18 protein-coding genes are annotated in these 19,618 nt (G+C 62.0%); 4 read left to right on the forward strand and 14 right to left on the reverse strand.

Annotated elements, in window-relative coordinates:
* Positions 1 to 32: 32 nt before the first annotated feature.
* From AC07Y2_RS21700 to AC07Y2_RS21720, 5 genes are all read right to left on the reverse strand, one after another.
* Positions 33 to 512 (reverse strand): helix-turn-helix domain-containing protein, encoded by a 480-nt coding sequence (locus tag AC07Y2_RS21700; RefSeq protein ID WP_103386848.1) that lies wholly within the window; start codon positions 510 to 512, stop codon positions 33 to 35.
* Between the two features lie 111 nt (positions 513 to 623).
* Positions 624 to 1,736, reverse strand: a complete 1,113-nt coding sequence (locus tag AC07Y2_RS21705) for an alkene reductase (RefSeq protein WP_103386849.1) — start codon at positions 1,734 to 1,736, stop codon at positions 624 to 626.
* 148 nt (positions 1,737 to 1,884) lie between these two features.
* Positions 1,885 to 4,122 carry a xanthine dehydrogenase family protein molybdopterin-binding subunit gene (locus AC07Y2_RS21710; RefSeq protein ID WP_103386850.1) on the reverse strand — a complete coding sequence of 746 codons (2,238 nt, stop codon included), beginning with the start codon at positions 4,120 to 4,122 and terminating at the stop codon, positions 1,885 to 1,887.
* Entirely contained in the window at positions 4,119 to 4,592 is a 474-nt protein-coding gene (locus tag AC07Y2_RS21715; RefSeq protein ID WP_103386851.1) for a (2Fe-2S)-binding protein, read from the reverse strand. Before AC07Y2_RS21715 ends, AC07Y2_RS21710 begins: the two co-directional genes overlap by 4 nt.
* Positions 4,589 to 5,848, reverse strand: a complete 1,260-nt coding sequence (locus AC07Y2_RS21720; protein ID WP_103386852.1) for a c-type cytochrome — start codon at positions 5,846 to 5,848, stop codon at positions 4,589 to 4,591. The genes AC07Y2_RS21715 and AC07Y2_RS21720 overlap by 4 nt, the downstream gene beginning before the upstream one ends.
* 307 nt (positions 5,849 to 6,155) lie before the next feature.
* On the opposite strand from AC07Y2_RS21720, the gene AC07Y2_RS21725 reads away from it, so the two are divergent.
* Both AC07Y2_RS21725 and AC07Y2_RS21730 read left to right on the forward strand, forming a co-directional pair.
* Positions 6,156 to 7,355: an MFS transporter gene (locus tag AC07Y2_RS21725; protein WP_103386853.1), complete on the forward strand. Its 1,200-nt coding sequence runs from the start codon at positions 6,156 to 6,158 to the stop codon at positions 7,353 to 7,355.
* Positions 7,356 to 7,455: 100 nt separating this feature from the next.
* Positions 7,456 to 8,373 (forward strand): LysR family transcriptional regulator, encoded by a 918-nt coding sequence (locus AC07Y2_RS21730; RefSeq protein WP_103386854.1) that lies wholly within the window; start codon positions 7,456 to 7,458, stop codon positions 8,371 to 8,373.
* A gap of 118 nt (positions 8,374 to 8,491) precedes the next feature.
* On the opposite strand, the gene AC07Y2_RS21735 is transcribed toward AC07Y2_RS21730, so the two are convergent.
* The 3 genes from AC07Y2_RS21735 to AC07Y2_RS21745 form a co-directional block, all read right to left on the reverse strand.
* Positions 8,492 to 9,694, reverse strand: a complete 1,203-nt coding sequence (locus tag AC07Y2_RS21735) for an NAD(P)/FAD-dependent oxidoreductase (RefSeq protein WP_039772150.1) — start codon at positions 9,692 to 9,694, stop codon at positions 8,492 to 8,494.
* 223 nt (positions 9,695 to 9,917) lie between these two features.
* The gene (locus AC07Y2_RS21740) at positions 9,918 to 10,292 is read right to left on the reverse strand and encodes a response regulator transcription factor (protein ID WP_039772152.1); all 375 of its coding nucleotides are present in this window, start codon (positions 10,290 to 10,292) and stop codon (positions 9,918 to 9,920) included.
* 147 nt (positions 10,293 to 10,439) lie between these two features.
* Positions 10,440 to 11,459: a GlxA family transcriptional regulator gene (locus tag AC07Y2_RS21745; RefSeq protein WP_039772153.1), complete on the reverse strand. Its 1,020-nt coding sequence runs from the start codon at positions 11,457 to 11,459 to the stop codon at positions 10,440 to 10,442.
* Positions 11,460 to 11,734: 275 nt separating this feature from the next.
* On the opposite strand from AC07Y2_RS21745, the gene AC07Y2_RS21750 reads away from it, so the two are divergent.
* On the forward strand, positions 11,735 to 12,694 hold the full coding sequence (locus tag AC07Y2_RS21750) for an MBL fold metallo-hydrolase (protein ID WP_074690860.1): 960 nt from the start codon (positions 11,735 to 11,737) through the stop codon (positions 12,692 to 12,694).
* 130 nt (positions 12,695 to 12,824) lie between these two features.
* On the opposite strand, the gene AC07Y2_RS21755 is transcribed toward AC07Y2_RS21750, so the two are convergent.
* The 5 genes from AC07Y2_RS21755 to AC07Y2_RS21775 form a co-directional block, all read right to left on the reverse strand.
* Positions 12,825 to 13,199: a response regulator transcription factor gene (locus tag AC07Y2_RS21755; RefSeq protein WP_039772155.1), complete on the reverse strand. Its 375-nt coding sequence runs from the start codon at positions 13,197 to 13,199 to the stop codon at positions 12,825 to 12,827.
* Between the two features lie 126 nt (positions 13,200 to 13,325).
* Positions 13,326 to 13,850 carry a hypothetical protein gene (locus AC07Y2_RS21760; RefSeq protein ID WP_039772157.1) on the reverse strand — a complete coding sequence of 175 codons (525 nt, stop codon included), beginning with the start codon at positions 13,848 to 13,850 and terminating at the stop codon, positions 13,326 to 13,328.
* 15 nt (positions 13,851 to 13,865) lie between these two features.
* On the reverse strand, positions 13,866 to 14,576 hold the full coding sequence (locus AC07Y2_RS21765; protein WP_103386855.1) for an AraC family transcriptional regulator: 711 nt from the start codon (positions 14,574 to 14,576) through the stop codon (positions 13,866 to 13,868).
* Between the two features lie 47 nt (positions 14,577 to 14,623).
* Positions 14,624 to 16,078, reverse strand: a complete 1,455-nt coding sequence (locus tag AC07Y2_RS21770) for a sensor histidine kinase (protein WP_103386856.1) — start codon at positions 16,076 to 16,078, stop codon at positions 14,624 to 14,626.
* Positions 16,079 to 16,424: 346 nt separating this feature from the next.
* Positions 16,425 to 17,072, reverse strand: a complete 648-nt coding sequence (locus AC07Y2_RS21775; protein ID WP_103386857.1) for a response regulator transcription factor — start codon at positions 17,070 to 17,072, stop codon at positions 16,425 to 16,427.
* A gap of 401 nt (positions 17,073 to 17,473) precedes the next feature.
* Here AC07Y2_RS21775 and AC07Y2_RS21780 point away from each other — a divergent pair, with 401 nt between their 5' ends.
* The gene (locus AC07Y2_RS21780; protein ID WP_103386890.1) at positions 17,474 to 18,448 is read left to right on the forward strand and encodes a LysR family transcriptional regulator; all 975 of its coding nucleotides are present in this window, start codon (positions 17,474 to 17,476) and stop codon (positions 18,446 to 18,448) included.
* A gap of 110 nt (positions 18,449 to 18,558) precedes the next feature.
* On the opposite strand, the gene AC07Y2_RS21785 is transcribed toward AC07Y2_RS21780, so the two are convergent.
* Positions 18,559 to 19,377, reverse strand: coding sequence for an alpha/beta fold hydrolase (locus tag AC07Y2_RS21785; RefSeq protein WP_207273894.1), 819 nt, complete (start codon positions 19,375 to 19,377; stop codon positions 18,559 to 18,561).
* Positions 19,378 to 19,618 lie beyond the last annotated feature (241 nt).

Here is a 19,618-nt window from a genome sequence, read left to right on the forward strand (position 1 = left end):
GGGAGGAGCGGGTAACGTCAGGTTCGATCAGGTCAAGCGTGCGAGGGGTGGGCGTGCCCAGCGTTGTGCACGCTCCAGAGTGCAGCGTCGAGTTCGATGGCAGGCAACTGAAGCGCGATGGGCGCGCGGTTGGCGACGAAGGCGCGACGCCACTCTCGGGGCGGCATGCCTTCGAGGCGGTTGAAGGTGCGGGTGAAGTGCGAATGGTCCGAAAACCCGCATTCGTAGACGACTTCGGTGATCGGCATCGAAGTGATCAGCAGGCTTTTGGCTTTCTCGATCTTCATCCTCAGCCACCACTCCTGCGGTGAGTACCCGGTGTTCTTTTTGAACGCACGGGAAAAATGACTGCGCGAAAGATTGCAGAGGCCGGCGATCTCGCTGATGCGCGCGCTGCGGCTCAGGTCCCTGAACATCAGTTCCTTGGCGCGACGTTCCTGCCAACTGGTCAACGATCCCAGCGGGCGCATCAGGGGGCGTGGATGGTCGGAAATCAGCGATTGCGGGCTCATGTTTGCTCTCCTTATCGTTGTGCAAAGTCTCTGCGTCGACGCCCTTTAAAGTCCTTAAACAATCCTGAAGAGTTATTAAATTCCCTCGGTCAGCGCCCTGCGGTCAGCGGGTCAGGCGTGGGTCGGGTAGTCAACGTAACCACGCTGATCGCCGCCAAAGAACGTGCTTGGGTCTGGTGCGTTGAGCGTCAGGCCTTCGCGGATTCGCCGAGGCAGATCAGGGTTGGCCAGAAACGGTCGGCCAAACGCGATGATGTCGGCGCGACCGTCGGCCAGGGCCTGTTCCGCCGACTCGGGGTCGTAGCCGCCGGCGATCATCAGCACGCCACCCCAGGCATCACGCAACTGAGCGATGATCGCGTCCCAGCGTGGATCGAAATTCTCGTCCTTGACGGTGCCGACCACGGCCGGCTCGACCAGATGCAGATACGCCAGTTTCCAGCGGTTCAACGAACTCACGATGTAGCCGAACGTGGCTTCCGGCGATTCATCACCCATGCCCATGAAGCGGCCCATGGGCGTCAGGCGCACGCCGACACGGTCGGCACCGACTTCGTCGACCACGGCCGCCACCACTTCCAGTAACAGGCGCGCACGGTTTTCCAGGGTGCCGCCATAACCGTCGGTGCGCTGGTTGCTGTTGCTGTTGATGAACTGGTCCAGCAGATAGCCGTTGCCCGCGTGAATTTCCACGCCATCCATCCCGGCGTTCAGTGCATTGCGGGCGGCGCGGCGGTAGTCGTTGATGATGTCGGCGATTTCCGCAACCTGCAGTGCGCGCGGCACCGGCACGTCGCCCCAGACACCGTTGCCCTCGGCATCGACGATGAAGGTCTTGCCCGGCACCGGCAATGCGCTCGGCGCCACCGGCAGCCCGTTGTCCGGTTGAAAGCTTGGGTGCGATACGCGGCCCACATGCCACAGCTGCATGAAGATCAACCCGCCAGCCTCGTGTACCTGGCGGCTGACTTCGCGCCAGGCTTGCACCTGTTCGTCGTTGTAGATGCCAGGCGTCCACGCATACCCCTGGCCCTGACGGGAAATCTGCGTCGCCTCGGTAATGATCAGCGCGGCGCTCGCCCGCTGGCGGTAGTACTCGGCGTTCATGGATGTCGGGATGTCGCCCGGTTGCCCGGCACGGGAGCGAGTCAACGGCGCCATCGCCACCCGATGGGGAAGTGTGTAGGGGCCGAGGGCGATGGGACGGAACAGTTGTTGTGTCATGGGGTTCTCCAGTCTTCGAAAAGGATCGGCAGGGCGGTGTCGGACATTGGGTCCGACACCGGATGGCCCTACGTTAAGCGGCTGTCCGGTGCTTGATAATCCACACGCGACGCCACGCTGCATTGCGTGAAATGCAACGTGGCGCGGTTCAGGCAGGCTGCTGCGAGCGGGTCAGGGGCAGGTTCAGCCAGCGCCGTCCGGTGGCATTCGCCACGGCGTTGCCGATGGCAGCCGCCATGGGGCCCTGGACGATTTCGGCGGCCCCCAGAAACGGTTGCCCCGGCTGGTCGAGCAGGTGAACGTCGACCTTTTTGGGGAGTTGCGAGAAACGCAGGATCGGGTAGCCGCTCCAGTCGTAGCTGCGGATGCCGCCGGCGTCATAGGCGACCTTTTCATACAGCGTCCAGCTGGTGGACTGCACGATCCCGCCCTCGACCTGGTTGCGCAGGCCATCGGGGCTGACGATCTGCCCCACGTCCACTGCGGTGACGACGTGATCGATCTGCACTTCGCCGGTTTGCGGATGCACCCGCAGACGCACGGCAATGGCGCAGTAACCCATGATGTTTTTGTAGCGCGCGAAGGCGAAGCCAAGACCTGCGCCGGGGTCGCTGCTTTTGTGCGGCCAGTCGATTGCATCGCGCACCCGTTCCACAACAGCCCGTGCCCGAGGATCGGTCAGGTGCGCCAGGCGCAGGGCAACCGGATCGACTGCGGCCTTGGCGGCCAGCTCGTCGATGCAGGCTTCGATGGCGAAGACGTTGATGTGGGCGCCCAGCGAGCGCATGGCCGAGGTGCGGAACGGCATTTCGGTGACGAAGTTCATGTCGATCCGCGAGGAGGCCACGGTGTACAGCGGCACTGCGTTGCGATCGCCGTCGCCTTCGGGCTGAGCGATCGGCACCGACGGTGCGGAAGCGAACGGCCGGGCCAGCAGGCGTGCGGGCAGCAAGCGCCCGGCGTTGACGATGCGTTCGTTGTGCGGCGTGGTCCACAGCTCATAGTTCCAGTCCTGCAGCCGACCCTGTGGGTCAAGGTTGGCTTGCACCTCGGTGACCATCGCCGAGCTGTAGGGCTCCCAGAGGTTTTCCTGCTCGCGCATCCATTGCACCCGCACCGGCGTGCCCGGTACGCGCATGGCAATCAACGCCGCGTCGGCTGCTGCATCGTCCGCGCCGTTGTGGCCGTAACAGCCGGAGCCTTCAGTGTGGATGCAGCGCACGCGCTCGGGTGGCAGCCGCAGCATCTCGGCGATTCCGGCGCGCAACGGGTACACGCCCTGGGTGTGGGTCCAGACGGTGAGGGTGCCGTCCTTGAACCAGGCCACGGCGCAGGACGGACCGATCGAACCATGCATCAGATATTGCTTGGTCACCCGGGCGCGGTATTGGTTGGCGGTCGCGCCCTGGGGCGTGCCTTCATGGCTGATCGGATAACGACGCGAGGGCAGGCGTTTGAGCAAGGTGTGGATGTCCCGCGATTCGGGAATCGCCTGTCCGCCGCTCCAGCGCGCCGATGCGTATCCATGACGCATGGCTTTGATCGCCTGCCATTCGTCCCGCGCCACCACGGCCAGATAATTGCCGTCGCGAATCACCTGCACCACCCCGGACAGCGCCTTGATCGATTCAATATCGATGGCTTCCAGCGTGCAGCCGGGACGCGGCGGGCGGATGACCCGGGCGTGAAGCATGCCCGGCAGGCGAATGTCCTGCACGAACGCGGCGCCGCCGCTGACTTTGCCCGGAATGTCCAGGCGTGGCAGCGAATGGCCGATGAGCTTGAACGACGCCGGCGGCATCGAGGGTGACTCGGACGTTGCATAGCGGTGCAGATCGACCTGCTGCACGGCGTCGGCGTAAGACATGTGTTGCCCGGTCGGGCCGAGAATGCTGCCGTCGCGAGTCGTCAGCAGCGCCGGCGCAACGTTCCAGCTGCGTCCGGCCGATTCCAGCAGCATCTCGCGCACTTGTGCCGCCGCGTTGAACAGCGCGGTGCCGCTGTCAAAAATCGTGTGGCTGCCGGCGGTGTAGCCTTCGTTCGGCGTGAGTGCGGTGTCGGCGGTGAGCAGGTTGATCGCGGTCGGGGAGACCTCCAGCCGTTCAGCGGCAATTTGCAGTAACGCGGTTTTGACCCCGGTGCCCAGTTCGACCTTGCCGGTGTAGACGGTGATGCCGTCGTGGCCGACGCGGATCCACGCATCGAGCCAGGGGTTGGTGCGCAGGCTGCCGGGCAGGTCCGGCGCCAAGACGACCGTGCCGAGGGTATCGACTTCGGTGTCAGCCAGGGCGCGGCGCGAGACCGGCACCAAAGCAAACGCCACCAGCAGCGCGCCCCCGCGCAGGAACGCACGGCGACTGTGATCGACCTCATTGATCGTGGTCATTGCGCACTCCCGTTTTGCCGGGCGACAACGCTGATCGCCTCGATGATGCGCAAATGCGTGCCACAGCGGCACAGGTTGACGGACATGTGTTCGCGAATGGTCTGTCCGTCGGGATGCGGATTGCTTTCCAGCAGTGCCTGCGCACGCATCAACATGCCGGCGATGCAGTAACCGCATTGAGCGGCCTGCTTGTCGATGAATGCTTGCTGCAGAGTGCCGGGGCGTTTGGCCGTGCCCAGGCTCTCGACCGTCCGCACCTTTTTGCCCTCAAGACCCGCGCAGGGTGTCAGGCAGGAAAACACCGGTTGGTCATCGACGATGACGGTGCAGGCGCCGCATTGGCCCAGGCCACACCCGTACTTGGCGCCGTTCAGGCCCAGGTGATTGCGCAGCGCATAGAGCAGCGGCATGTCCGGTTCCAGCTCGAGAGCCCGGGAAGATCCGTTGACGTTGAGGGTGATCTGAGTCATTTCGTCTCCTGACGTAGCGCTTGGAGGGTGGCAGGGAGGTCGGTCCACGGTTGATCGGGGCTGGCCTGATGGCGCAGGTAGACGGCCAGGGCGTTGAGTTGGGTGTTATCGAGACTGGCGGCGAACGAGGGCATCACCGGTCCCGGTTGGCCGGGTTCTGCCAGGATGCCTTCGAGTACGGTTTTCACAAAGTTGCGCGGGCTGGCGGACTGCAGCGCCGAGGTGCGATCCAGTGCCGGGCGTCCGTCGATGTCACGCATCGGCGCGCCTTGGGCATGGCAGCCGGCGCAGGCACTGGCGAACAGCAGCGCGCCAGAGGATCGATCCGCAGGTTCAGCGCTGGCGCTCGGGATTTCGTTGATCGCGGTTTTCGCCGGCAGACTCAGCAGGTATTCGGCAATCGCCTGGGCATCTTCCACGGGCAAGCGCGCCAGACCGAGACTGACCGGGCGCATCGGGCCCGCTGCCGTGCCGTGTCCGTCGACCACTTCGGCCCGCAGGTAACTCACCAGTTGCTCGCTGCTCCACGGGTTTGCCCGGTGCGCCATGCCCAGCAGTGAAGGCGCGTCCCAGCCATCCACGCTGCCGCCGGCCAGGTTTTCGCCGGACTTTTCGGCGCCGATCAGGTTCAACGGCGAATGACAGCCCGCGCAGTGACCGGGCCCCTCGACCAGGTAACGCCCGCGATTCCACCCCTGCGATTGCTCCGCCAGCGGCGTCATCGGCTGCCCATGCAGGAACAGCAGGTTCCAGAACGACACCAGAGGCCGGATGTTCATCGGGAAGTTCATGCGGTTCTGTTGTGGCGGCGAGTCCACGGCCGGGCCGCTCATCAGGTACGCATAGGCGTCGGCGATGTCGTCTTGGCTCATGCGCCGGTAATGAACGTAGGGGAAGGCCGGGTACAGGAAGTGGCCGTCGCGGGAGATCCCTTCACGCATCGCCCGCTCAAAGGCCGGCAACGACCATTGGCCGATGCCGGTCTGTGGATCCGGGGTGATGTTGGTGCTGTAGAGGGTGCCGAACGGCGTCACCAGCGGCAGTCCGCCGGCCAGGTATTGGCCGCCGGGCCGCGTATGACACACCGCACAGTCGCCCGCCTCGACGACGCGCGCGCCGCGTTGCAGTTGTGCGGAATCGAAGGTTTGCGGGCGTTCGACCGGCGCAATTGCCGGCCGCCACATCAGCGCCAGGGCCGCGATCGCACCGATCGACGCGAGGGCTGCCGCGCTGACCCATAGCGCTCTGGATTTCATGAAATGGCCGTTCATGAGCGGTTGCCCAAGAGGCACGCGGTGGGCGTGAGGGACGGATTCGGCATCTTCGACAACTCCTGAACGACCGGGGAAGGGCGCCGATGCAAAGCCCTGCGCCAGGTGCCCAAGGGTAGAGAAGGTGCATACGTCCGAGTATTGCCAGACCGCGCAATAGCACGTTGCGCCAAGTGCAACGCCGAGGGTCGTTGCATTTGGCGCATCACTCAATTGCCTTTGGGATGGATACTCGAAGGCCTGCGCGACCCTTAGCCTTGGCGTCACTTTCCCAACTCATCGAGGTGTCATCATGCTCACGGGCAATCCGGCAGCGGCGGCCAAGGCCGAACCATCCGCTTCTCTTTCCGGCCTGATGGTCGCGTTCCTGGCATTCTGCTGCGGCGCGGTCGTGGCCAACCTTTATTACGCTCAGCCGATCGTCGAACTGATCGCGCCGCAGATCGGCCTGTCCAGCGCCAATGCCAGTCTGATCGTTTCACTCACGCAGTTCGGTTATGCGCTGGGCCTGCTGTTGCTGGTGCCGCTGGCCGACCTGATGGAAAACCGTCGGCTGGTGGTCGGGTTTACCCTCGCGGCGAGCGTGACGCTGTTGTGCGCCGGCCTGACGCATTCGCCGTCGATGTTCCTTGTCCTGTCGTTGCTGATCGGCCTGACTTCGGTGGCGGTGCAGATTCTGGTGCCGTTGGCCGCGCATCTGGCGCCCGAGGCGAGCCGTGGCCGGGTGGTGGGCAACATCATGAGTGGCCTGTTGCTGGGCATTCTGCTGTCGCGACCACTGTCGAGTCTGCTGGTGGAAGTGTTCGGCTGGCGCGGGGTGTTTTTCAGCGCGGCGGCACTGATGGCCGTCATCGCCCTGATCACGGCGATTGCCTTGCCGCGCCGCGTCCCGAGCCATCAGGCGACGTACGCTGCGCTGATCGGCTCGGTGTTTGCGCTGGCCCGTCGGCACGCGGTTCTGCGCCAGCGTTCGCTGTATCAGGGCTTGCTGTTCGCCAGCTTCAGCCTGTTCTGGACCCTCGCACCGATTGAGCTGATGCGGCACCACGGTTTCAGTCAGGCACAAGTGGCGATATTTGCCCTGGTCGGCGCCGTCGGCGCGGTCGCAGCGCCGATTGCCGGGCGGCTGGCCGATGCCGGGCACGGTCGGCGCGGGACGCTCGTTGCACTGTTGCTGGCGCCAGCCTCGTTGCTGATCGCCGCGCTGCCGGGCAGCAGTTATGTCTGGCTGGTGGTTTGCGCGGTGCTGCTGGATTTCGCCGTGCAACTGAACATGGTGCTGGGTCAGCGCGAGGTGTACGCCCTCGATCCGCACAGCCGGGCCCGGCTGAATGCCGTGTACATGACCAGCATCTTCGTCGGCGGCGCGCTGGGATCGTTGGTCGCCAGTCCGCTTTACGAGCATTTTGGCTGGAACCTGTCCGCCGTGTCCGTGGCGTTGCTGCCGGCGCTGGCCCTGGCGTTGTTCCTGAGCCGCAAAGCCGATGCCTGAACCGCAGGCACCGCTGAGTCCGATGAAGCACGGTCCTACAAGACGATTGGCGAACGGTGATGCACAATCATCACCGTTTCCTTTCGATCGGGCTCCACTTATGGACAAGTTGCTGGCACTGAAGATGTTCGTTGAAACCGTCCGTTGCGGTGGTTATTCCTCGGCGGCGCGCAAACTCGGCATCTCCACTTCTTCGGTGACACGCCAGGTGGCGGGGCTGGAACACGAATTGGGCGCCAGCCTGCTCAACCGCACGACACGCAACACCAGCGTGACGGTCGCCGGCCAAACCTATTTCGAGAAAGCGGTGGCCATTCTCGATGCCATCGATGAGGCCGACGCGGTTGTCGCCGACCGTGGCAGCGAAGCGCAGGGACGCCTGCGCATCAGCGTGCCGGTGGAGTTCGGCCGGCAGATCATTGCGCCGCAACTGGGGGTATTGCTCGACCGCCATCCGGGGCTTGAAATCAGTGTGTCGTTGAGCGATCAGGTCAGCGATCTGCTGAGCGAGCAGATCGATGTCTCGGTGCGCCTGGGATCATCGGTGGTCAGTGACGATATCGTCAGCAAGCGGGTGGGCGGCTTCCAGCGCTGGGTGGTGGCGAGTCCGGATTACCTGAGCGGTCACGCTATGCCGGCGCATCCACGAGACTTGCTCGAGCATCAATGCCTGCGCTTCGACTACGCGGGTTCGCACCAGCACTGGACGTTCCAGGGCGACGAGGAAACCATCCAGCTCAATGTCCATGGCCGCCTGCAAAGCAACAACGCCGATATCCTGCGCGAAGCAGCGGTGGCGGGGCGCGGGGTGGCCCTGCTGGCCGACTGGCTGGTGCGCGCCGACGTCGAGGCCGGTCGGTTGACGCGGCTGCTGGAGGGTTATGAAGTCAACCCCGGTAATGCGAGCTGCTGCATCAATGCGTTGTATCTACCCAATCACCGGGGCTCCAGTCGTATTAATGTGTTCATCGACTTTCTGGAAGACATTCTGGTGGCGGATCCATCGCGTCAACGCTAGAGAGCCGTTTATTGCCGCCCGACGCTTTGTGAGTTCTGCATAAAAAAGCGCCCGCCAAAAAAACCGTGGCGGGCGCCTGGGAATGCGCAGCGATAGGGAAGTGTGAACCGTCGGGTGATCAGGCCACCGGAATCAATGGGTCGGCCGCGGCGAGTGCGGTTGCACGATCGGCGGCCGGCGGGTAAATCCACACGGTGTTGATCTGGGTCTTGAGGTCTTTGGCCTCTTGCCCGACCAGTTTCAATTGACGGTCCCATCCCTCGGTGAACACCGCGCCCCAGGCACCGAGGTCAAGGCAGGTCACGTACTTGGGCTGGCGGTAGGTGACCGGTGCGACACCGATCAGGTCAGCGGCCACATTGTTGCCGGCATAACGGCCCAGGCTGATTGCATGCTGGCAGGACATCGCGGCGTAGTTTCCGAGGTCATCCGTGGCGGCATAAGCGACGTCGCCGGCAGCGAAGACATCCACGTGCCCCAGCACTTTCAGGTGACCGTCGACGTGCAGGCGACCTTGCGGATCACGGCTGCCCGGAATCTGTTCGGTGAGCGGGCTGGCGCGGAAGCCAACGGTCCAGACGACGGTGCTGGACTCGATCCGTTTGCCGTCGGCCAGGGTCACGCCGCCGGCATCGACCGAGGCCACCGAGGCGTCGACTATCCATTCAATGCCCAACTCTCGGGACGCTTCCACAATGGAGGGCCGAATACCGTCACCCAGCGTCGCGGCGATTTGCGGCGCGCGATCCACCACGATGACCCTGATCGGCGCATCGTCACCCAGTGCGGCACGCAGGCGGGCCGGCATTTCGGTGGCGGTTTCGATCCCGGTAAAACCACCACCGGCGACCACCACGGTATTACGCGCAGCGCTCGACGGCTGGTCCTTCAACGACTTGATATGGGCTTCGAGGCGTGCTGCTTCTTCGATCTGATCGACATCGAAGGCGTGTTCGATCATGCCTTTGAGCGGTGGCCGGATTACTCGGCTGCCGGCAGCCAATACCAGTCGGTCATAGTTCAGCGTGCCTTGTGTGCCGAAGGCATCGCTGTAGGTCACTTGCTTGCTGGCGGTGTCGATGTTGTCGGCGATGCCTTTGACGAATTTCACGCCCACGGCATCGAACAGTTCACCCAGCGGCGCTTTCATGTTGTGGACATTCGGCTCGTAGAAGCGCGGACGGATGCGCAGTTCTGCCTGGGGCGCGAGGACGGTGATCTGCACGTCGTTACGATCATGCTGGTCCAGCAGACGTGCGGCGCTCAGGGCGCTCCAGACTCCACCAAACCCTGCGCCTATCACTAAAATGTGCTGTTTCATCGGATGACTCCTGTGGAAATTCTGGTCGTTGAACGGATTGTCCGTTCATGCGTGACCGTCTGCTGCTCTGCACGAAGCAGGTGGTTGTGAACAACCGCAGAGCCGGTTCGATTCGCTGGGGAAGATGCTATCGGGGAAGGTGCGGCGCGACACTTCTACATAGGGTCAGTGCCGACATGCTTAGGTATGGGTTGGGGTATACACAGGTATAGAAAGAGGGCAGTCAAACGGCGCGATTGAATGCGCTTTCGATGCAGGTGATGAGTTCGCCGCACGGGAAGGGTTTAGGGAAATAGGCGAGGGGCTCGGGGAATGCTGCGTTGACCCGTGGCGGACGCCCCTGGTAACCCGTGATGAAAATGATCGGGATGCGCACGCCTCGGGCGCACAGCTCATCGTACATCTCGATGCCGGACAGACCGGGCATCTGGATGTCCGAGATGATGCAGCCGGGGCGGTGCGGCGCCTTCATCGCCAGAAAAGCCTCCGCGTTCGGGTACAACTGCACGGTGTAGCCGTGAGAGCGCAACAGGCTGTCCAGCGCCATGCGCACGGACTCATCATCATCGACAACCGATACAACAGCGGTGTGGGACATTGCTTTACCAGGGCTGATCTCGGGTAGCCCGTCGAGGACGCCCGCATTGCCGCACGATACGCCGCTCGGTTCGGCGGCGTACTTATACGTGTGTATAGCGACAGTATTTGAACGTCTGCGAGCCCGGCGCCATTGCGCTGTTTGGCGTCAGCGCGAGAACCGGCTGCGGTATTCCCGGGGCGAGACCGAGAGGTGACGGTAGAAGGTGTCGCGCATGCGTTCCTCGTCGCCGAACCCGCACAACTGCGCGATCTGGTCGATGTTGCGCTGAGAGTCTTCGAGCATTCGTCGCGCCGCTTCCAGGCGAAACAGCTCGAGTGCCTTGGCCGGCGTGCGGCCGATCTTGCGTTTGTAGACCCGCGCGAAATTGCGCGGGCTCATCTGCGCCTGTCGGGCCAGCGATTCGACGCTCAATTGCGGGTCGCCGAGGTTTTCGCTGATCCACAGGTGCAATTCTTCGAAGCAGCCTCTGTCGTCGATCTGCGCTTGCAGCAACTGGCTGAACTGCGCCTGACCGCCAGGGCGTTTGAGAAAAACCACCAGCTCCCGCGCCACCTTCAACGCCACGGCGCGGCCGCAATCGGCCTCGACCAGCGCCAGCGCCATGTCGATCCCGGTGGTGACCCCGGCGGAAGTCCAGACGTTGCCTTGCTGGATGTAGATCGCATCAAGGTCGACATCGACACTCGGAAAACCACCCTTGAGCATGTCGCACATGCCCCAGTGCGTGGTTGCGCGCAAGCCTTCCAGCAGCCCGGCCTGGGCCAGCAGAAAGGTGCCGCTGCACACCGAGGCGGTGCGTCTGGCCTTGGCCGATGCCGCGCGCAGCCAGTCGACCAACGCAACGTTGTCGAGCATGGCCTGACGGATGTTCGGCGCACCGGGCACGATCAGCGTATCGATGGTTGTCTCGTCAAAGGTGCGCAGGGCCAAGGTGTTGACCGACAGCCCTTCGGCGGTGGCGATCAATCCGCCTTCCAGGCTGGCGGTGTGCAACGCGTAGCCAGGCAAGCCGCGTTCGGCCATCGCCTTGGACGCAGCCCAGAACACGGTTTGTGCGCCGGTCAGGTCCAGCAAGCCCATCTGCGGATACGCCAGGAACACCAGCATGCGCGGTTGCGCGAGCAAGCAGGTGAGAGGGTCGGGTTGGTGAAAAATAGAGTTCATGACTGCTCAGGGACCTGATGATCGCCCGCTTTTCGGCGATCCGGTGCGCCGTAGTGTCGGTGTTTGCGGGCAGGAGCGCGAATATACATTGGTATGGGCCACAGCCACCTCAACAGCGGCGTTACTCGGTCGATGTGGTTCAAGCCCTATACCCGCGTATGGTGTTGGACGTCGTGGTCGCGATGCACACTCGATTTCAAGGCGCGCCATTCAGCGCTTGCGCCAGCAAGGGCATTCGTCCGGGAAATTTTGACTCAGCCAAGAGGAAAGCGACCATGTCAACGTATCTGAATCACTCCAATCAAACCAACGCAACCGATGACCGGCAGGCGTCCGTCACCCGCCAGCCATTCGCTCCGGCGCAGGAGCTGGTGCCATCGCGCTACGCACTGCAGGTCGGCGACATCGACGTGGTGGTGATCAGCGACGGCGTGCTGCCGCTGCCGACCTCGACCATGTCCACAAATGCCGACCCGCAGGCTCGCGCCGCCTGGTTCAAGGACATGTTCCTGGGGCCTGATGCGTTTGACTGGGCACTCAACGTGCTGGTGGTGCGCAGCGGCGAGCAGATCATACTGGTCGACGCCGGACTGGGCGGGCAGTTTCCCGGTTTCCCTCGGGCCGGCCAGCTGCCGAAACGGCTGGAAGCGGCCGGAATCGATCTGGCAGCCGTGACCGACATCGTGATCACGCACATGCACATGGACCATGTCGGCGGTCTGCTGGTGGATGAAGTGAAGAGCCGGCTGCGTCCGGACGTGCGTATCCACGTCTCGGCGAAAGAGGTCGAGTTCTGGGAGACGCCGGACTTCACCCAGACCGTCATGCCGGCGCCGGTGCCTGACGTTCTGCGCGCGACGGCCAATCAGTTCATCAACGATTACCGCCGCCAGGTGCGCACCTTCGAGGATGAATACGAAGTGGCGCCGGGGGTGGTGGTGAAACTCACCGGCGGGCATACGCCGGGGCACAGCATTGTCTACGTCAACTCGGGCGGCGAACGCCTGACCTTTGCTGGCGACGCCCTGTTTCCGGTGGCCTTCGAGCATCCGGAATGGCACAACGGTTTCGAGCATGATCCTGAAGAGTCGGTGCGTGTCCGCGTACGCCTGATGCGTGAGGCGGCGGCGAGTGGCGAGTGGTTTGTCGCCACCCACCTGCCGTTCCCGTCGGTGGGCCGCGTGGCGGTCGATGGCGATGCGTTCCGCTGGATTGCAGCGTTCTGGGATTACTGATCGGCTGTCGGCGGCCTGGCTGCATTCGGCCGGGCTCGATAAAAATCAGGCCCCGCAAGTTCATCACTTGCGGGGCCTTTTTTACTTTGAGGTTTATCGGTCGGGCAGGGAGGCGGCTCTTTTTTGGGGCTCAACGTCCGCGCATCAGCGCCTGCGCGATGCAGGCCAGCAGTGCCTCGGTATGGAAGGGTTTGGAGAAGTAGCCTTCCGGCGTCTTCACACGGGTGCTGAATTCAGGGGGCAGGCCTGGCTTGCCGGTGATGAAGATCGTCGGAATGTGGATCTTCCTGGCCGCCAGTGCCTCGTACATTTCGACCCCGCACATGCCCGGCATCTGAATGTCGGAAATCAGACACCCGGTCTGCTCTGGCGCGCTCGATTCAAGAAATGCAAAAGCGCTGTTGAATGTCTTGACCGTATAACCGCAAGACCGCAACAAACTGTCCATTGAAACCAGAACAAGTTCGTCATCATCGACAACTGAAACAATAGCTGAGTTGAACATGGGAAACCTTGCGTTCTTTGCGGGTGTCTGTCGCGCCCGCCATACTTGCAAGATACGCTTTCAAAAATTGTGGGATAGTATACGTGGGTATGTTTAGTTGGTTTTTTTGTTAGTTGCGAAAGTTAATCAATGTTCAGCAAATAAATGGTTGTTGATTAACGAAAGAAAGTAACTGTTATGTCGAGTGCAGGCTTCAAAGAGTTGTCGGCTGGCGCAATCGTTGTTGGCAATTGCGCTGGCGCGACAGTCGCGGAACAAGGCATCGGCGGCCCGCAGTCGGCGCAGGGCGCGGTCAATGCCTTTAAGGCAGTCGGCAAAGCATAAAGGTTCGGGAGCCTCATTGAGGTGGTAGAGCGCGTCGCGCTGGGCATGGCCGCCCAGGTCGGTGATGCCGGTGACGAGAAAGTCGGCGTAACGGGTATTGGCATTCAACAGCCTGCGAAACAGCGTCTGCACCGGTAAAAAGCTGACAGCGTGCAGTGTCTGCTGGCTGTGCCTGAGCCGCGCCAGAATGCTCAGCGTCGCGCTCAGGGTCTGCGTCAATGCGTCGATGATCTCCACGCGCTCAGCGGTGGACAACGATGTGTGCGTGCCATAGCGGGTGACGCAGGGCGGGTGACTGACCAAATACAGTTTGTGCGGTGCGTTCATGACCACCGTCTCCGGCTAGCGCTCGTGCGCGATTGAATGTTGTGATTGCAGCAGCGGACTCCACTGTTTCTGGTTGTCCGGGCGTCGGTAGTACACCACCATGCGCCGGGCGACCTGCATGGCCAGCTCGCGACCGTGATCGGCCTCGACCAGTGCCAGCGCCAGATCGATCCCAGCGCTGACGCCAGCGCAGGTCCACACCGATGCCTGGTGGACGAAGATGGCCTCGCGATCCAGCTCGACCCTGGGGAACAGCCGCTCGAACATGTCAGCCATCAACCAGTGTGTCGCCACGCGCAGGCCATCGAGCAAGCCCGCCTGGGCCAGGAAAAAAGCGCCGCTGCACACCGACGTCGTACGGCTGGCCGTGGCTGAGGTGACGCGCAACCAGTCCACCAGCGGCGCGTTGTCGAGCATGGCCTGGCGGATGGACGCCGAGCCCGGAACAATCAGCGTATTGATCGGCTCGTCGCTTAGCTCATCCAGCCGCCGGGTTTGCACCACCAGGCCTTCGCCGGTCTGGACCGGTCCGCCTTGCAGGCTCGCGGTGTGCAAGGCATAACCGGGCAAACCGAGTTGCGCCAGTCTGCAGGTCGCTGCCCAGAACACGGTCTGCGCACCGGTCAGATCCAGCAGGCCCATTTGCGGGTACGCGACGAAAACAACGGTACGGCCTGATTGCGGGGTTTCGGGTCCAGCGCCAGGGTTTGTACTTTCGATAGACAATGCGGATCTCCATATCGCCACCGGGCGACGTCAGGGATGTATGACGGTCATTGATCGTGTTCGAGCGCAGCCAATGGAATCGCAAACACAAACTGCGTGCCGACGCCCTCGGTGCTGTTGACCCAGATGCGCCCGCCGTGGAATTCAATGATCGAGCGGCAAATCGAGAGCCCCATTCCCAGGCCCGTTGGCTTGGTCGTGAAGAACGGATCGAACAGTGAAGGCAGGATGTCTTCGGCAATGCCGACGCCGGAGTCGGCGATTTCAAGCACGGCCTCGTTGTGCAGGATCGAGGTGGTGATCCGCAGCGTCCGGGCCCGTTCATGCACGTTGGCCATGGCCTGGCAGGCGTTGATGATCAGATTGATGATGACTTGCTGCAGCTGCACCCGGTCGCCTTTGATCAGTGCGCTGCTTGTGCCCAGTTGGGCGTGCGGGCGAACCTCATGGAAGCAGATGTCGTGTTGCATGAGTGTCAGCGAGTCACTGACGATGTCGTCGAACACTTCGACATTGCGCTGCACCTCGCTGTGTCGCGATAACGCTCGAATACAGGCGATGACATCGGAGACCCTGACCGAGTTTTGAATGATCCGGTCCAGCGAACGGCGGGCTTCTTCCAGGTTGGGTTCGGGCCGGTTGATCCAGCGTTTGCAGGATTCACCGCTGGTAATGACCGCTGCCAGCGGCTGATTGATTTCGTGGGCGATGGAGGCCGCCAGTTCGCCCATGGAAGTCAGGCGCGTGACGTGGGCGAGGGTGGCTTGCGAGTGAAACAACGCCTCTTCCGACTGTTTGCTGGCGGTGACGTCCATCAGCGCCCCGGCGTATTGCGTGCGACCGCGATGTCTGGGCAACGGGCTGGCGATCATCTGCACGTGCTTGATCCGACCATCCGGCATGAGCAGCCGATGCTCGACTTCGACCAGCTCCTGCCGGCGCGCAAACTGCTCCAGCACCTGATCGATAACCGGCAGGTCGTCGGGATGAGTGCGTGACTTGACCAGCGCCAGTGTCGGGGTGACGTCCGGCGAATACTCGAAAATACGCGACGACTCTTGCGACCATGACACGCTGACTTTTTTATCAATGATGAAACCGATACTGCCGGTGTGGGTAAGTTTCTGTGCGCCCAGAAAGAACGCTTCCTTGCGCCGCAGCGTTTCAGTGGCGCGTTTGCTGCGCAACGCGAGCAGGGAAATGGTCGTCAGCGCGATCAGGCACCTGACGAATCCGGCGATGCTGCGGTGATCGCGATAACCTTCATCGACCAGGAAGTCGGCCGTCAGCAGTGTGAGGCAACCCAACGCGACGGCAAGAAATACCGGTACCGGGAAGATGTTCGCTGACATGAATACCAGCGTGATGTAGAACAACGTCGGCGCAACGTCCAGATCGAGGTACGCGTTGGTGATATAGATCATGCTGCCGACCGCTATGGCGCAAAGCCAGGTGAAGGCGTCTGAACAAAGAAGTTGTGCGCGACGTTTGATGATAGACATTTATTCTTCCAGATTTTTGCTATCGGACGGCAGGTCGTGTTCTTTCGATGAAGCAGGCAAACGCTATGAAAGGCGTATTGATGAAGAGGTTAAAAAGTCTGAAGTTGTTTTTCAGGCATGACGGTTGTTGGCGACTGTCTGTCGTTCACCAATCGTTGTATTGAGTAATGATTATTTGAATAAAGATCTTATTCGAAGACTTCTACGCTGGCACTGCTGCATTGGGTCATTTGCAGTATGACTGCGTATGAACCGGCTATACCCAAGTGTTAGTTGTTCGGAACTTGAGTGTTGATGGTGCCGGCCAGCCACGGCGGCTTGAGCCATACCGTATCGTTTCATTCGGTCACCGATGTGCAGGCAGCGCCGCGATGACTTCGGCCATGCGCACCAGGTCGGCAAATGAGCGCGCGCCCATCTTGCGCATGGCCTGGCCCCGGTGGATCTTCACAGTGATTTCACTGAGGCCGATTTCCCCGGCGATTTGCTTGTTCATCAGGCCCGAGGCCGCCAGTGCCATGACCGTTTGCTCGCGGGGTGTCAGCGTCCCATGGCGTGCGCGCAGCTCATCGGCATGTCGCCCGGACTCGCGACGCTGCTTGTCCCGCGAGTGTGCGGCGCAGACGGCATCGATCAGGTCCTGCTCGCGAAACGGTTTGGTGAGGAAGTCCACCGCGCCGGCTTTCATGGCGCGCACGGTCATGGCGATATCGCCGTGTCCGGTGATGAACACGATCGGCACGTTGATGCCGGCGGCGGCCAGTTCACTCTGGAAATCCAGCCCGCTGCTGCCTTGCAGGCGCACGTCGAGTACCAGGCAACTCAGCGTGTCCGGACGTTGATACGTCATGAACTCGGCGACCGATCCGAACAGCTCCACCCGCAGACCAATGGAGCGCAACAGGCTGCCGAGGGATTCGCGCAACGCGGCATCGTCGTCGACGATGAATACCACCGGCTCGCTGGGGTTGTTGCTGATGGGATTGTTGTTCATTGCTCTTTTCCCAAAAGGTTGTGACGTTGTGGCGAATCCCTTGGCCGGGCGGCCGGTGTTTGCTCGTGCGGGTTGATGCCCGACCAGAGACACGGTCCCGCTGGCGATAGCGCCGTGCGACACGTTGCGCAGGTGTGGGCGTGAGTAGATAGACGGTTAAGCATCGTAGTGGCGCAGCACGCCGTCAGCTAGGACAAAAAACCCGAAAAAACGGCCATTGCACCGGTCTTTGCGCGGCCCGATGCAGCTATCGTTTCAAACGGTTCATACACAAGTATCAAAACACTCACCTAACGCATGATCTCGCTGTCCCCAAGTACCACAGACGCCCGGCAGGCTCGCCCTTAACCTTTATGAGCTCTCCGTCGATCTCAATGGCCGCGTGCCGGGTGGTGAACTTCATGAACAGAAATGAACTCCGTCGTGTCGACATCAATCTGCTGGTGGTCTTCGAGACGCTGATGCATGAGCGCAACGTCAGCCGGGTCGGCGAGAAACTGTTTCTCGGTCAACCGACCATCAGTGCAGCGCTGGGCCGTTTGCGCGTGCTTTTCGACGACCCGTTGTTCGTTCGTGCGGGGAGGGTGATGGAGCCGACAAGGCGGGCCGAGGAAATTTTCGCCAACCTGACGCCGGCGCTGGATGGCGTTGTCGCGGCGTTGAGCCGTTGCCAGCCCTTCGACCCAGCTACCAGCGAGGTGACCTTTCAGGTCGGCCTGTCCGACGATGTCGAATACGCGTTGCTCCCGCGATTGCTGCGCCAGCTTCGTAGCGAGGCGCCGAATATTGCCTTGGTGGTGCTGCGCGTCGATCAGCAGCAGATGTCGCAGCGGCTGTTCAATGGCGAGATTTCTTTGGGCATCAGCCCTACGCTCGATCTGCCGGCCAACGCCCGACGCAAGAGTCTGCGGTCGATCCGGCCAATGCTCCTGCGCTCGGATACCCGCCCGGGCCTGCTGGCGCTCGATGAGTTCTGCGAGCGACCGCACGCCATCGTGTCATCCATGGGCAAAGCCAAAGACGATACCGACCACGCGCTGGACCTGCTCGGACGTCGGCGCAAAGTGGTGCTGGCAGTGCCGCAGTTCAGTGCCTTGCCAAGGTTGTTGGCGCAGAGCGACATGCTGGTCATCGTTCCGGATTACGTGGCCAGGGCCATGGCCTCGGTTGAGGGTGTCAGGGCTGAACCGGCCCCTCTGTTGCTGCCGTCGCGGGAGCTTTCCATGGTCTGGCGTGCCGCTGCGCACAACGATTGCGCTCAGCGTTGGCTGCGTTCGCGCTGCCAGGCGTTTTTCGGTACGCCGATTGAATTGCAGGTAGTGCCAAAATTACGCCCGGCGTTGCCCTTCGATCAGACGTTGATGATGGCCCGGTAGATAACTGCAACGGCTGTGTGATTCGCCCAATAAAAAAGCTCCGACTCGATCGGAGCTTTTCTTTTCAGGGGGCTGTACGTGGCTTGTCGTGAGGGCGCGGCCCTGGAACCTCACGCATTGATAAACGCCAGCAGGTCCGCGTTGATGGTGTCGCCGTTTGTGGTGCACATGCCATGGGGCTGGCCGGGGTAGGTTTTCAGCGTACCGTGCTTGAGCAATTTGATTGAGAGGTGAGCCGAATTGGTGATCGGCACGATCTGGTCATCTTCACCGTGCAGCACCAGGGTCGGCACATCGATGTTTTTCAGGTCATCGGTGAAGTCGGTTTCGGAGAACGCACTGATGCAGTCGTACTGCGCCTTGATCCCGCCGTTCATGCCCTGACGCCACCAGTTTTCGACGATCGCCTCAGACACTTTCGCACCTGGGCGATTGAAGCCGTAGAACGGTCCGCTCGGGAAGTCACGATAAAACTGGCTGCGATTCTGCGCGAGCGCCTTGCGCAAACCATCAAAGACTTCCATTGCAAGGCCGCCGGGATTTTTTGCGGTGCGCAGCATGATCGGCGGCACAGCACCGATCAGCACAGCCTTGGCCACCCGGCCGCGACCATACCGCGCGACATAGCGTGCCACTTCACCGCCACCGGTGGAGTGGCCAATGTGCACGGCGTTGCGGATGTTCAGGTGCGCCATCAACTCGGCAACGTCGGCGGCGTAGGTGTCCATTTCGTTGCCCATGGCCGTTTGCGAGGAGCGACCATGACCACGTCGATCATGGGCGATGACGCGAAAGCCCTTGCTGAGGAAAAACAGCATTTGCGCATCCCAGTCATCACTGGAAAGGGGCCAGCCGTGGTGGAAAATGATCGGCTGGCCGTGGCCCCAGTCCTTGTAGAAAATCTGCGTGCCATCCTTGACGGTGAACATTCCCGAACCGCTGGCGTTACCGGCGCTTGTGCTGCCCCCTGACGCGGATGCCGGTGTCTGCTGCGTCGCCAGCGCTGGCAATGCCACCGCCAGGGTAGCGGCCATGGCACCCGTCGTGATCAAGCCACGACGCGTGGTTCCGTTTTTCTCGTCAGTCATTTTGAACACCCATTGAGTTATTGAAATCGCACAGGCGGCGCAAGGCTGCCGCCCTGGCCGAAGGCAATCTTTGGGCAAAGGG

The sequence above is a fragment of the Pseudomonas sp. GW456-12-1-14-TSB6 genome (assembly GCF_059424205.1).